General features: G+C 68.4%; 11 protein-coding genes and 1 pseudogene. 6 read left to right on the forward strand and 6 right to left on the reverse strand.

Annotation, left to right across the window (positions count from 1 at the left end):
- The coding region (locus A5781_RS10235) for a FadR/GntR family transcriptional regulator (RefSeq protein WP_156624534.1) at positions 1–322 on the reverse strand (322 nt) is incomplete at its 3' end.
- 33 nt (positions 323–355) lie between these two features.
- Complete coding sequence (locus A5781_RS10240; protein WP_067204509.1) at positions 356–1,549, reverse strand: thiolase family protein; 1,194 nt, start codon at positions 1,547–1,549, stop codon at positions 356–358.
- Between the two features lie 59 nt (positions 1,550–1,608).
- Here A5781_RS10240 and A5781_RS10245 point away from each other — a divergent pair, with 59 nt between their 5' ends.
- Positions 1,609–1,944, forward strand: coding sequence for a Zn-ribbon domain-containing OB-fold protein (locus A5781_RS10245; protein WP_067204512.1), 336 nt, complete (start codon positions 1,609–1,611; stop codon positions 1,942–1,944).
- 6 nt (positions 1,945–1,950) lie between these two features.
- Here A5781_RS10245 and A5781_RS10250 read toward each other — a convergent pair whose 3' ends face one another.
- Both A5781_RS10250 and A5781_RS10255 read right to left on the reverse strand, forming a co-directional pair.
- Positions 1,951–4,116, reverse strand: coding sequence for an acyl-CoA dehydrogenase (locus tag A5781_RS10250; RefSeq protein ID WP_067204516.1), 2,166 nt, complete (start codon positions 4,114–4,116; stop codon positions 1,951–1,953).
- A gap of 108 nt (positions 4,117–4,224) precedes the next feature.
- Positions 4,225–4,983, reverse strand: a complete 759-nt coding sequence (locus tag A5781_RS10255; protein WP_067204519.1) for an SDR family NAD(P)-dependent oxidoreductase — start codon at positions 4,981–4,983, stop codon at positions 4,225–4,227.
- A 110-nt stretch (positions 4,984–5,093) separates the two neighbouring features.
- Between A5781_RS10255 and A5781_RS10260 the strand changes: the two are divergent.
- The 4 genes and pseudogenes from A5781_RS10260 to A5781_RS10275 all read left to right on the forward strand — a co-directional run bounded on the left by A5781_RS10260 (position 5,094) and on the right by A5781_RS10275 (position 11,142).
- Positions 5,094–6,627 (forward strand): annotated as a pseudogene (locus A5781_RS10260) (ATP-dependent DNA ligase).
- A 39-nt stretch (positions 6,628–6,666) separates the two neighbouring features.
- On the forward strand, positions 6,667–8,931 hold the full coding sequence (locus A5781_RS10265; protein ID WP_067204522.1) for a carbon starvation CstA family protein: 2,265 nt from the start codon (positions 6,667–6,669) through the stop codon (positions 8,929–8,931).
- 9 nt (positions 8,932–8,940) lie between these two features.
- Positions 8,941–10,470, forward strand: a complete 1,530-nt coding sequence (locus A5781_RS10270; protein ID WP_067204525.1) for an Hsp70 family protein — start codon at positions 8,941–8,943, stop codon at positions 10,468–10,470.
- A gap of 6 nt (positions 10,471–10,476) precedes the next feature.
- Positions 10,477–11,142, forward strand: coding sequence for a nitroreductase family protein (locus A5781_RS10275; RefSeq protein ID WP_067204527.1), 666 nt, complete (start codon positions 10,477–10,479; stop codon positions 11,140–11,142).
- A 13-nt stretch (positions 11,143–11,155) separates the two neighbouring features.
- On the opposite strand, the gene A5781_RS10280 is transcribed toward A5781_RS10275, so the two are convergent.
- Positions 11,156–11,620, reverse strand: coding sequence for a cyclic nucleotide-binding domain-containing protein (locus A5781_RS10280; protein ID WP_067204530.1), 465 nt, complete (start codon positions 11,618–11,620; stop codon positions 11,156–11,158).
- Between the two features lie 139 nt (positions 11,621–11,759).
- Here A5781_RS10280 and A5781_RS10285 point away from each other — a divergent pair, with 139 nt between their 5' ends.
- A complete protein-coding gene (locus A5781_RS10285) occupies positions 11,760–12,590 on the forward strand; it encodes an oxidoreductase (protein WP_067204533.1) in 831 nt (276 codons plus the stop codon).
- On the opposite strand, the gene A5781_RS10290 is transcribed toward A5781_RS10285, so the two are convergent.
- Positions 12,574–14,109, reverse strand: coding sequence for an AMP-binding protein (locus A5781_RS10290; RefSeq protein WP_067204536.1), 1,536 nt, complete (start codon positions 14,107–14,109; stop codon positions 12,574–12,576). The genes A5781_RS10285 and A5781_RS10290 overlap by 17 nt on opposite strands.
- Positions 14,110–14,112 lie beyond the last annotated feature (3 nt).

Below are 14,112 nucleotides of genomic sequence, written 5' to 3' on the forward strand. Positions count from 1 at the left end.
CGAGCACCAGGCGCGCATTGAGCAGGTCGCCGAGCGTCGTGCCGAGGTATTCGAGATAGATGACGACGGCGCGGGTGGCGGGGCCGGCATCGGGCTCGCAGATGATCAGCCCGCCGCCCGGCCCGCGGCGCATCCGGGCCACCTGATGGTGCTCGACGAGCCGGACGGCCTCGCGCAGCACCGAACGACTCACCCCGAAGCGCTCCTGCAGAGCGTGTTCGGAGCCCAGCGATTCGCCGGTGGCCCAGCCGCGGCGGACGATCTCGGCCTCGAGGTCCCGCGCGATCTTGGAAGCCAGTTTGTTCCCGAGACCAGTGCTCATGTCAGGCCCAACGGCGTTTTGGCGCAAGCCTTTTCAGCATGTGAGCAACATGCAGCCGGCGACTGGGCCGCCCCCGACGGAAACGACGCCGACGTCCGGGCGCTGCGACACCTGGCGCTCCCCCGCCTCACCGCGCAACTGCAGGCAGCCCTCGTGCAACGCCCAGTAGCCGTGCATGCGCCCGGCCGAGAGTTGGCCGCCGTAGGTGTTCAGCGGAAGTTCGCCGTCGCGGGCGATTCGGGCGCCGCCTTCGACGTAGGGCCCGGCCTCGCCGTCGCCGCAGATTCCCAGGGCTTCCAGCCAGGCCAAGGTGAGATAGGTGAACCCGTCGTAAAGCTCGGCGACCTTGAGGTCGGACGGTTTCAGGTCGGTCCGCGACCACATCTGCGCCGCCGCATCCGACATCGCCATCTTCGGGTAGTCGTCGCGGTGGAACCAGCCGCCGGCGCCGTCGGACCCGCCGATCGCCTCCACCGCCACCGCGCGGTGCGGGCAGTCACGCGCGTACTCGGCATGCGAGACCACCACCGCGATCGAGCCGTCGATCGGCACGTCGCAGTCCAGCAGCCCGAACGGCGTGGATACCGGCCGCGCGCTGAGGTAGTCGGCCATGGTCATCGGGTCGCGGTACACGGCGCGCACATTCAGCGCGGCGTTGCGCCTGCCGTTGAGCGCCACCCAGCCCAGCTGCTGTTTGGTGGTCCCGTACAGCTCCATGTGGCGCCGGCAGTTGAGCGCCAGCCAGTTCGCGGCCGAGTAGGCGTTGGCCGCGACCAGATCGTTGACGTCGTCCATCGCGCCGACTGCGGGCCGTTCTGCACCCTCCGGCGCCTCGAACATCCGCGCCAGCGCGGGCGCGGGCGCATTCTCCTGCGGCTTGACGGGGACGGTGCCCCCGAGCATTTGGATGGTCCGGTACACCACCACGTGGCGGGCGCGACGCTCGGCGACTGCGCGGCACGCCGACATCACCGGGCTGAGCAAGCCGCCGGTGCCGAAGCCGGCTCCGCAATCCGCCGCCTCGATCCGCAGCTGGGCGTTGACGTCCGCGGCGGGGGTGTCACCCAGCGTCGCGATGCCGTCGACGTCGGACGGGACCAACCCGGCGTCCTCGATGGCGGCCCGCACCGATTCCATGGTCAGGTCCAGACCCGGGATGCCGCTGCGGCGACCGATCCGCGAGATGCCGATGCCGGACAGGATCGCGTCCTTCTCGAAATGCGTCATGCACACCGCCCGTCAGCCCACAGCCCCGCATCGGATCAATTGAGTGTACTGTATTCGTCGTGCCGGACGAGCCGCTGCTCATCGAATATTGCGACCATTGCGCGCGTTGGGTGCATCCCGCGGCCGGCGAATGCCGCACGTGCGGTGGCCCGCTGGTAGCGCGGCCGGTTTCCGGCCGCGGCACGGTGTTCACCTATACGGTCAACCATCACCCGTATAACCCGGAGATTCCCGTCCCGTACGTGATCGCCATCGTCGAACTCGCCGAGCAACAGGGTCTCCGGGTGGCCGCCAACATCGTTGACTGCGAACCCGATTCGGTCAGGTGCGGCATGACCGTCGACCTTCGGCCGGAAAAGGGCAGCGGCGGGGCGCCGTTGTTCGCACCCGTCTGACGCGCGCTAGTTGATCAGCGGGTCGCGCGGCATACCGAGGATCCGCTCGGCGATCTGATTGCGGGTGACCTCCGAGGTGCCGCCGGCGATCGCCATGCCGCGCGCTCCCATCGCCAGCCGGCCCACCACCGCGCCGGGCCCGTCCATGAGTGCGACCTCCGGTCCGACCAGCGCCGCCCAGATCGCGGCGCCGTCCACCATGTGTTCGGCCAGCTTCAGCTTGGTGATGTTGCCTTCCGGGCCGGGCCCGGCTCCCTCGACGCTGCGCGCCGCGCGGCGCAGGTTCAGCAGCCGGAGCGCGTGATCGTCGGCGAGGAAGGATCCGATCCGAATCGGCGCGCCCGCCAAGCGATCCGACTGCTGCTGAGCGAGCTGCACCAGGGTGGACGCCAAGCCCTCGTAGAACGATCCGCTGCCACCGATGCTCACTCGCTCGTTGCCCAGCGTCGCGCGGGCGACCGTCCACCCCGAGTTGGGCGTCCCGACGACGTCCTCGTCGGGAACGAACACGTCGTTGAAGAACACCTCGTTGAATTCCGAGCCACCGGTGATCTGCCGCAACGGCCGCACCTCGACGCCCGGGCCCTTCATGTCGATGATGACGGTGGTGATGCCGGCGTGCTTAGGAGCTTCCGGGTCGGTGCGGACGGTGGCCAGGCCGCGCGCGCAATACTGGGCCCCGCTGGTCCAGACCTTCTGCCCGTTGATCTTCCAGCCGCCGTCCACCCGGGTGGCGCGGGTCTTGACCGATGCCGCGTCGGAGCCGGCCTCGGGTTCGGAGAACAACTGGCACCAGATCTCCTCTTGGCGCAGCGCCTTCTCCACGAATCTCTCGATCTGCCAATCGGTTCCGTGCTGGATCAGGGTCAGGATCACCCACCCGGTGATCGAGTAATCGGGCCGCTTGATGCCGGCCGCTCGGAACTCCTCCTCGGTCACCAGCTGCTCGACCGCGTCGGCGGCGCGACCCCACGGCTTGGGCCAGTGCGGCATGACGTAACCCGTCTCGATCAGCTTGTCGCGTTGCGCCGTTTTGTCCAGGGCGGCGATCTCGGCGGCGTCGGCATGGATCCGGGTGCGCAATTGTTCGGCCTCGGGCGGCAGGTCCAGGCTGTTCTCCCGCTTGGCGCCGGCGGCCGTGCGCTCGAAGACATCCCGGGCCGGCGCGTCACCGCCGAACAGCGCCGCGATCACCAGCGCGCGGCGCAGATGCAGATGCGCGTCGTGCTCCCAGGTGAAACCGATGCCGCCGTGCACCTGAATGTTCAGCTCGGCGTTGCGTGCATAGGCGGGGAAAGCCAGGGCCGCGGCCACCGCGGCGGCCAGCTGGAACTGGTTTTCGTCCTCGGACGCCGCGCGCGAGGCATCCCACACCGCGGCGACCCCGGACTCGGATGCCACCAGCATGTTCGCGCAATGATGCTTCACCGCTTGGAAAGTGGCGATGGTGCGCCCGAACTGCTGCCGCACCTTGGCGTAGTCCACGGCGGCGTCCACGCAGTCCGCCGCGCCACCCACCGCCTCGGCGGCCAGCAGCGTCCGCGCCCGGGCCAGCGCCGATGCCCGCGCGCCCACCACGACGTCGTCGGCGCTGACGTTCACGTTCTCCAGTCGGACCCGTCCGGAGCGCCGGGTCGGGTCGAAGTTGTTCGGCACCTCGACCGACACGCCGGCGCGATCGCGCTCCAGCAGCAGCACGTCTTCGCCCGCGGTGATCAGCAGCAGCTCGGCCAGTCCGGCGCCGAGCACGATTCCGGCGTCACCGTCGGCGATATGGTTTTTGAGTTGCACCTCGCCGTTCAGGCCGATGCCCGCGGTGACGGTCCCATCGATCAGCCCGGGCAGCAGCCGCGACTTCTGTTCGGCGCTACCGTCTTTGGCGATCACTGCCGAGGCGATGACGGTCGGCACGAACGGCCCGGGCGCGACGGCGCGGCCGAGTTCCTCGACCACCACCACGAGTTCGGGCAGACCGAAACCGGATCCGCCGTATTCTTCGTCGACGTGCAGGCCGAGCCAGCCCAGCTCGACGAGGTTCTGCCAGAACGGCGGCCGGGATTCCTCGGCGGTGTCGAGCAGGGACCGCGCCGCCCAGCGAGCCTTCTGCGAGGTCAGGAACCCGCGCGCGACCTCGGCGAGTTCACGGTGGTCGTCGGTCAGTGCGATACCCATGAGGGGCCCTCCTCGCTACCGGCTGGGTAGCCGGCCCCGCTTCGAGGGGAAGCGGGGCGGCTGCCTAAAGAGTGTACTTAATGCGAAGAGGGCGACCCGTGGGGGTGGCTACTTGGGCGCGAACCGCTGTCCGGCGTCCAGCCGCAGGCACTGGCCGTTGAGCATCGGGTTCTCCACGATGGCCGCCACCAGCTTGGCGTACTCGATCGGCCTGCCGAGACGCTTGGGGAAGGCGGCGTCCTTGGTGAGCGCCGACGCGAATTCGTCCGGAATCCCCTGTGTCAATCCGGTAGCGAACAGGCTGGGTGCGATCGCCAGCACACGAATTCCCAGGGAGCCCAGGTCGCGGGCCATGGTCAGGCACATGCCGGCGATGCCGGCCTTGGCGGCGGTATAGGCGACCTGCCCGATCTGACCCTCGAAGGCCGCGATCGAAGCGGTGTTGATGATGACCCCGCGCTCTTCGTCCTCGGGCTCGTTCTTGGCCATGTGCGCGGCGGCCAGCCGGCTGATGTTGAAGGTGGCGATCAGGTTGAGATCGATCACTGATTGGAAGGACTCGAGGTCATGGGGGCCGGACTTGGTCATCGTCCGCTTGGCAATGCCGCCGCCCGCGGTGGTGATGATGACGTGCAGGCCGCCCAGTTTGTCGACGGCGGTCTGCAGCGTCTCCTCGGTGCCCTTGAAGTCGGTGACGTCGACCGGATAGAACGCCCCGCCGATGGCTTCGGCCACGGTCTTGCCGTCGGAACCCTCGCGGTCGAGGATGGCGACCTCCGCCCCGCGCTCGGTCAGCAGCTCCGCGGACGCACGACCCATCCCCGACGCGCCGCCGATGACGACGACCTTCTTCCCGTTGATCTCCATCCGGACCCTTCCTTTCGGGTTGTCAGATCTCTTGCAATCTGTAACGTTACGTAGGCACGCTAGCGTGTCCGTCGGGGAGGGTTGTCGGCGAGCCATGCCAAGCTGATTTCGTGCTCCTTCTCGACGTCGCGACGACCTCACTTGACGTGGGCGGCACGTCGTCACGGCTGAGCAAGGTCGCCCACATCGCCGACCTGTTGCGCCGCGCGGCGGCCGACCCCGACGGGGTCGCGATCGTGGTCTCCTGGCTGTCGGGGGAGCTGCCTCAGCGCCAGATCGGGGTGGGCTGGGCGTCGTTGCGGTCGCGGCCGGCGCCGGCGTCGCATCCGACGTTGACCGTCGCCGGTGTGGACGCCGGCTTCTCGGAGATCGGGGCGGTGTCGGGCAAGGGCTCGCAGGCGCGGCGTGCCGAACTCGTGGCGGGAATGTTCGCCGCCGCGACCGACACCGAACAGGCCTTCCTGGTGCGGTTGCTCGGCGGGGAGCTGCGCCAGGGCGCGCTGGCGGGGATCATGACGGACGCACGCGGTGGCCAGGGCCGCCGACATCCCGGTCGCGTCGGTACAACGCGCCGCAATGCTGGGCGGGGACTTGCCGGCCGTGGCGGCCGCCGCCCTGGGCGGTGGGACCGGGGCGCTCGACGCGTTCGCCCTGCGGGTCGGCCGGCCGGTCGGCCCGATGCTGGCGCAGACCGCCACCGGAGTGGCCGATGCGCTCGAACGCCACGGCGGCACAACCATTTTCGAGGCCAAGCTGGACGGCGCCCGGGTGCAGATTCACCGGGCTGGTGACGAGGTCACCGTCTACACCCGAAGCCTTGACGACGTGACCGCCCGGCTGCCCGAGGTGGTGGAGGCGACGCTGGCCCTGCCGGTGCGCGACCTCATCGCCGACGGTGAGGCGATCGCGCTGCGGCCCGACAACTCCCCGCACCGCTTCCAGGTCACCGCGTCGCGGTTCGGCCGATCGGTCGATGTGGACGCGGCCCGTGCGGCGCAACCACTTTCGGTGTTCTTCTTCGACATCTTGCACCGCGACGGCGCCGACCTGCTCGACGCGCCGACCGCCGAGCGGCTGGCCGCCCTGGACGCGCTGGTGCCGGCCGCGCAGCGGGTGGACCGGCTGCTGACCTCCGACCCCGCGGCCGCCGCGGGCTTCCTGGACGCGACACTGGCCGCCGGCCACGAAGGCGTGCTGGCCAAGTCGCCGGACGCGCCGTATCAGGCGGGCCGGCGCGGGGCCGGCTGGCTGAAGGTCAAGCCGGTGCACACGCTGGATCTGGTGGTGCTCGCGGTGGAATGGGGATCGGGGCGCCGGAGCGGCAAGCTCTCCAACATCCATCTCGGGGCGCGCGACCCGGCCACCGGTGAATTCGTCATGGTGGGAAAGACTTTCAAGGGAATGACCGACGCCATGCTGGACTGGCAGACCGCGCGGTTCAGCGAACTCGCCGTCAGCGGAACCGACGGTTACGTCGTGCGGTTGCGGCCCGAGCAGGTGGTCGAGGTGGCGTTGGACGGCGTCCAGAAATCCTCGCGCTACCCCGGCGGTGTGGCGCTGCGGTTCGCCCGGGTGGTGCGCTACCGCGACGACAAAGGCCCGGCGGAGGCCGACACGATCGATGCCGTGCGGGCGCTGTATTAAGTCGAGCGCTGTTCTTCTTCCGCGCGTAGGGTTTCCGCCGTGGCAGTGAAAGCGCGCGACGACGACGTCAGCTACATCCACACCGACGACGAGCTACCCCCCGTGGCGATCGTCGACCGCTCCCCCATCACCGTCCGGCACAAGATCGTGTTCGGGGCCGTCGCCGTGATCGGTGCGGTCGCATGGGCGATCATCGCGTTCGCGCGCGGCGAGGCGGTCAACGCGGTCTGGTTCGTGGTCGCGGCGATCTGCACGTACCTCATCGGCTTCCGGTTCTACGCCCGGCTGATCGAGATGAAAATCGTCCGCCCGCGCGACGATCACGCCACGCCGGCCGAAGTGTTCGAGGACGGCACCGACTATGTGCCCACCGACCGGCGGGTGTTGTTCGGTCATCATTTCGCCGCCATCGCCGGAGCCGGACCACTCGTCGGCCCGGTGCTCGCCGCGCAGATGGGCTATCTGCCCTGCAGCATCTGGATAGTCATCGGCGCCGTGTTCGCCGGCGCGGTGCAGGATTACCTGGTCCTGTGGATCTCCACCCGGCGGCGGGGACGTTCCCTGGGCCAGATGGCCCGCGACGAACTCGGCGCCACCGGCGGCGCGGCCGCCCTGGTCGGGGCGTTCGTCATCATGGTGATCATCATCGCGGTGCTGGCCCTGGTGGTGGTCCGAGGCCTGGCCCAAAGCCCCTGGGGCGTGTTCTCCATCGGCATGACCATCCCCATCGCCCTCTTCATGGGGTACTACCTGCGGTTCCTGCGGCCCGGGCGGGTCGCGGAGGTGTCGATCATCGGTTTCGTGCTGCTGATGCTGGCCGTGACCTCCGGCAACTGGGTTGGTGAAACACCTTGGGCCGCAACGTGGTTGAGCATCTCGCCGGTGACGGTTTCGTGGCTGATCATCGGCTACGGTTTCCTGGCTTCGGTGCTGCCGGTCTGGCTGCTGCTGGCCCCACGCGATTATCTCTCCACATTCATGAAGGTCGGCGCCATCGCCCTGCTCGCGGTCGGCATCTGCGTGGCCCGCCCGCTCATGCAGGCACCCGCGATCTCGCGGTTCGCCGCCAGCGGCGACGGGCCGGTGTTCCCCGGCTCGCTGTTCCCCTTCCTGTTCATCACCATCGCGTGCGGTGCGCTGTCCGGATTCCACGCACTGATCTCGTCGGGGACGACGCCCAAGCTGCTGGAGAAGGAAAGCCAGATGAGGTTCATCGGGTACGGCGGCATGCTCACCGAGTCGTTCGTCGCCGTCATGGCCCTGATCAGCGCATCGATCCTCGACCAACACCTGTACTTCGCACTCAACGCCCCGGCCGCGCAAACCGGCGGCACCGCGGCCACCGCCGCCGACTACGTCAATCGTCTCGGCCTGCCGGGGGCCCCGGCGACCGCGGACCAGCTCACCAGGGCCGCAGCCGGCGTGGGAGAAAAGTCGATCGTGTCGCGCACCGGCGGAGCCCCGACGCTGGCGGTCGGCATGTCGGAGGTGTTGCAGCGAGTCTTCGGCGGACTGGGTCTCAAGGCGTTCTGGTACCACTTCGCGATCATGTTCGAGGCGCTGTTCATCCTGACCGCCGTCGACGCGGGCACCCGCGTCGCACGGTTCATGCTGTCCGACGCACTCGGCAACCTCGGCGGCCCGCTGGCCAAACTGCGCAACCCGAGCTGGCGGCCGGGCGTCTGGCTCTGCAGCCTCGCCGTGGCCGCGGCCTGGGGCAGCATCCTGCTGATGGGCGTGACGGATCCGCTGGGCGGTATCAATACCCTGTTTCCGCTGTTCGGCATCGCCAACCAGCTGCTGGCCGCCGTCGCGCTGACCGTCATCACCGTGATCGTCATCAAGAAGGGCCTGCTCAAGTGGGCGTGGATTCCCGGGTGTCCGTTGCTGTGGGACTTGGCGGTCACGCTCACCGCGTCGTGGCAGAAGATCTTCTCGGCGGATCCCAATGTCGGTTACTGGACGCAGCACTTCCAATACCTCGCGGCGAGAAACGCCGGCAAGACGTCGTTCGGGTCGGCCAAGAACGTTCATCAACTCGACGACGTCATCAGGAACACCTTCATCCAGGGCACGCTGTCGGTTCTGTTCGCGCTTCTCGTCGTCATCGTGGTGATCACCGGGGTGGTCGTCGCGCTGGGCGCGATGCGCGGCGCGGGCAGGCCGCTGACCGAGGATGAGCCGGTGCCGTCGAAGCGGTTCGCGCCGTCGGGTCTCATCGCCACCGCCGCCGAGCGGGAGTTGCAAAAACGATGGGACGCGCCGGCCAAAAAGGTCGTGTCGAACTCCCCAGCGCGGTCCTAAGATTGCGCGATGAGAGTCGGCATCGACTTTGGCACCACACACACTGTCGTTGCGGCCGTCGACCGAGGCAACTACCCCGTCATCTCGTTTGACGGCGTTGACGCGTGGCCGTCGATCGTCGCGGCCAACGCCGCCGGGGACTTGCGGTTCGGCGCGGAGGCCGCCGCCGTCCGCCACGACCCGGGGTGGTCGGTGTTGCGATCGTTCAAACGTCTGCTCAACGAGGCCGGACCCCAAACCGAGGTGAGCCTGGCCGGCCGCAGCCATCGACTGGCCGACCTCCTCACCGGCTTTCTGGCACAACTCAAGAGCGACTTGCTGCGCCACTCCAACGCCAGCCTCACCGCGGGGGAAACCATCGAGGCCGCAATCAGCGTGCCGGCCAACGCCTCGAGTGCCCAGCGCCTGCTGACACTGGACGCCTTCGTCGCGGCGGGGTTCCACGTCGTCGCCCTACTCAACGAGCCGTCGGCCGCGAGCCTGGAATACGCGCACCGGTACCGCTCCACCATCACCGCCAAACGGGAATACGTCCTCATCTACGACCTGGGCGGCGGCACCTTCGACGCGTCGCTGCTCAAGATGACCGGGCACGCGAACGAGGTCGTCATCAGTGAGGGCATCCAGCGGCTGGGCGGCGACGACTTCGACGAGGCGATCGTCGACCTCGTCCTGGCCGGTTCGCGGCTCTCCGGCGTCAACGCCGCGGCCCGCGATCTGCTGCGGGAGGAGTGCGCCGCCCGCAAAGAGGCCGTGGGGCCGCAGACGCGCCGCTTCCTGGTGGACCTGTCGGGCGTCGACGGGGTGGACCGGCCCCCGTTCTCGTGTCCGGTCGACGACGTCTATGCGGCCTGCGCGCCGCTGGTCGACAAGACGATGAAGCTGCTCGAACGCGTCCTGCACAACCCGGCGCCGGGCGGCACCGACGTGACCTGGTCGGAGGTTGCCGGCATCTACGTCGTGGGCGGCGCCGGCAGCTTCCCGCTCGTTTCGCGGATGCTGCGCACCGCCTTCGGCGACAAGCGGGTCAAACGCTCACCGCACCCCTTCGCGGCCACCGCCATCGGCCTGGCCGTCTTCCTCGACAAGGAATCCGATTTCGCGCTCTCCGAACGCTTCTCGCGCAACTTCGGCGTTTTCCGCGAGGCCGAGGCGGGCGCCGGTGTCGTCTTCGACCCGATCGTGTGCAAGGACGTCTCATTGCCCGCCGATGGGCACACCCCGCTGGTGGTGAAGCGGACCTACCGGGCGGCGCACAACATCGGCCACTTCCGGTTCGTCGAGTGCAGCCGCCTGGTCAACGGCCGGCCAGACGGCGACGTGACGCCCTACGATCCGGTGCTGTTCCCGTTCGACCCGGCCCTGCACGGGCGCGACGACCTCGGGCGCCAGCCGGTCGGCCGGTGGCGGGACGGGCCCGATGTCGAGGAGCGCTATGTCATCGCGCCCAGCGGCGCGGTCGAAGTGACCCTGACGACGCAGCCGGCCGGGTTCAAACGCACCTTCCGCTTGGAGCGCCGCGCCTCCGCGAGCGCGTGAGCCGCCATGGAGCTGTACGAAGTCATGCGGACGACTTTCGCGGCACGCGACTTCACCGATGACCCGGTGCCCGACGAGGTGTTGTGGCGCATCTTCGACAACGCCCGGTTCGCCCCGAGCGGGGGCAACCGGCAGGGCGCCCACATCACCGTGGTGCGTGACCCGGACACCCGTCGCCGCCTCGCCGAGCTGGGCGTGACGGCAGCCCGGCGCTACTTCGCCCAGCTGCAGGTGGGTGAAAACCCTTGGAATTCAATCCATCCCAGCGGCGTGCCGCAAGACGTCATCGACCAGACCGAGATCCCCGACACCTTCGTCGCGCCAATCGCGAAAGCGCCGGTCGTTCTTGTTGTTTCGGTCGACTTGACCGTCGTCGCATCCATCGATCAGGACCTGGACCGCGTCGGCCTGGCCGGCGGCGCGTCGGTCTACCCGCTGATCTGGAACAATCTGCTGGCCGCCCGCAGCGAGGGGTACGGCGGCACCATCACAACCATGGCCATCGCGGCCGAGGACGAGGGCCGCCGGCTGCTGGGAATCCCCGACCTGCACGCGCTCGCCGCGGTTGTGCCCCTGGGCAAACCGGTGCGCCAGCCGACCAAGCTGCGCCGCCGCCCGGTCGCGGAATTCATCACTCGCGACCGCTTCGACGGTCCGGCATTCGAGGGCTGAGGGCTGTCCGTCCCTATTCGATGACATCGGCATAGATGTCCAAAAGCCGGAACCTTGTCGCATCGAGATGCTCTCCGAGAACCGCGATCACACGCTTCTGCAGCTCGTACCCCAGTTCGTGGTCCTCTTCGCACTTGCCGCGCAGGCATTTGCCGTCGAAACCGATGGCGCGCGTCGTCTCGACCGCGCGCGCGTCGAACCGCCAGTTGTACGGTGGCACCAACCACGACCATCCAAGGATGTCTCCGTCTCCGAGCGTCTGCACCGTCAAGCTGCCACGGCCCAGAGCGGGGGTTTCGAGCGCGATCCTGCCGGCGCGGATGAGGTAGAAGTGATCAGCGGGCTGGCCCTCGCGGAAGATCAACTCACCCGCGCTGAAGCGCAGGTTTGCCGCACACCCGACCGCCAACTGCACATAGCGCGGGTCCATCCCGCGGAAGAACGGGTGTCTGGCCAGAACGCCCTCTAGCGTCCTCACTAACTGTTTCCTTCACCGGTGCCGATCAATTGCTTAAGACGGACGATAGTTGATTATGAAGCCCCACGTTCGGCGATCGAAAAGAAGAATCGCCACGGCATAGCCCCGTACTGCGTCTCGGCGAGAAGGAGCCAACCGCATGTCCACCTGGTTCATCACCGGCTGCTCGACCGGACTCGGTCGAGCGCTCGCCGAGGCCGTCATCGGGGCCGGTCACAACGCCGTCGTCACCGCGCGCGATGTCAAGAAGGTCGCCGACCTGGCCTCGGCCGCGCCCGAGCGGGTACTCGCCGTCGCCCTCGACGTCACCGCCCCCGCGCAGGTCGCCTCGGCGGTGCGCGAGGCCCACGACCGTTTCGGCGTCCCGGACGTCCTGGTCAACAATGCCGGCTACGGTTACCGCGCCGCCGTGGAAGAAGGCGACGACGCCGACGTGCGCACGCTGTTCGAGACGCACTTCTTCGGCACCGTCGCCATGATCAAGGCCGTCCTGCCCGGCATGCGGGCACGCCGCAGCGGCGGGATCGTCAACATCTCCTCGATCGGCGCAACGGTGACTCCGGTGGGCTCCGGCTACTACGCGGCGGCCAAAGCCGCCATCGAAGGCATGAGCGGCGCGCTGCGCGGTGAGCTTGCCCCGCTGGGCATCTCGGTGACCATCGTCGAGCCCGGCGCGTTCCGCACCGATTTCGCCGGGCGCTCGCTCGTCCAGTCGGCCACCGTCATCGACGACTACGCGGACACCGCCGGCCAACGCCGCAAGGAGAACGACACCATGCACGGCAGCCAGGCCGGTGACCCCGCCAAGGCGGCCACCGCAATCATCGCGGCGGTCGAGTCGAGCGAGCCCCCAGGATTCCTGCTGCTCGGCCCCGACGCCCTGGCCTTCTACCGCTACGTCGCGGACGCCCGCTCCGGCGAGATCGCGAAATGGGAACAGCTCACGAGCGGCACTAACTTCGGACCGTAACCTGCTGTCGCAGCTTGTTTTTCGCGAGTTTTCCGGTCGGGGTCCGGGGCAGGTCGTCGACGAACTCGACCGAACGGGGCGCCTTGTAGTGGGCGATCCGGTCGCGGACATAGTCGACGAGATCTGCTGAGAGGGAATCGGTTCCACTCACCCCGGCCACCAGCTGCACGAGCGCTTTGACCTCCTCGCCCATCTCGGGGTGAGGCACGCCGATCACGGCGACATCGAGCACCGCGGGGTGCAGGGCCAGGGCGTTCTCGACTTCCTGCGGGTAGATGTTGACCCCGCCGGAGATGATCATGAACGACTTCCGGTCGGTGAGGTAAAGGAAGCCGTCGGGGTCGACGTAACCGAGGTCGCCGACGGTCGTCCAGAATGGATGTTGCGGGTGGCAGGCCGCGGCGGTTTTGTCGGGATCGTTGTGGTACACGAACGGTAGATGATCGCGTTCGAAGTACACCGTGCCGACGGCACCGACGGGCAACTCGTTTCCATCGTCATCGCAGATGTGCAGCGCCCCAAGCACGCTTTGCCCCACCGAACCGGCGTGGGTGAGCCACCGCTCGGAGTCGATGAACGTCAGGCCGTGCGCCTCGGTCGAGCCGTAGAACTCGTAGATGATCGGGCCGAGCCAGTCGATCATCGCCCGTTTGACATCGATCGGGCAGGGCGCGGCGGAGTGCATGAGCATCCGCAGGCTCGACAGGTCATAACGGCGCCGGATGGTGTGATCCAGTTTGAGTAGCCGGATGAACATCGTGGGAACCAGCTGCGCGACGGTGACCCGGTATTGCTCGATGTAGCGCAGGGTGGCTTCGGCGTCGAACTTGTTGGCCAGCACCACCGTTCCACCGAGCGCCTGCACCATGCCGCACCATCGCAGGGGTGCGGCATGGTAGACGGGCGCCGGAGACAGATATACGTCGGTGGCTTCGATTCCGTAGAAATGGCTGGCCATGGCCAGGATCGGATCTCCCGGTTCGTCGATCCGCCGGTCTGGCAGCGGCGGCTTTACACCCTTCGGGAATCCCGTTGTGCCGGAGGAATACAGCATGACGGCGCCCGACGGTTCGGCTTGCAGGCGGGGGCCGGCCTCGGCGAGAGCGGTTTCGTAGCAATCGAAACCGGGAACGTCGCCGCCGAACGCCAGCCGCAGGCCGGCGCCGTCGGCCTGCGCGGCGACTTCGGCGGCGAGGGCGGCCAGCACAGCCGACGCGATCAGCGCGCGTGCACCCGAGTCACGCACGATGTAGCCGGCCTCCTGCGCCGTGAGGTGGTGATTGACGGCGGTGATGTACAGGCCGGATCGTTGCGTCGCCCAGTACACCTCGAAGGCTTCCGCGGCGTTGTCGGACAGCAGTGCGACGACATCGCCACGGCGGAGCCCGGCGTCGTGCAGCACCCGCGCCAGCGCGGCGGAGTTGTCGTCGAGTTGCCGGTAGGTCAACACCTGCCCGGTCTCGGCGAGGACGACGGCGGGGCGATGAGGACCACCGTCTGCGTGGGTACCCGGGTACATCGA

The organism is Mycobacterium sp. 852002-30065_SCH5024008, assembly GCF_001665645.1.
Taxonomy (GTDB): Bacteria; Actinomycetota; Actinomycetes; order Mycobacteriales; family Mycobacteriaceae; genus Mycobacterium; species Mycobacterium paraffinicum.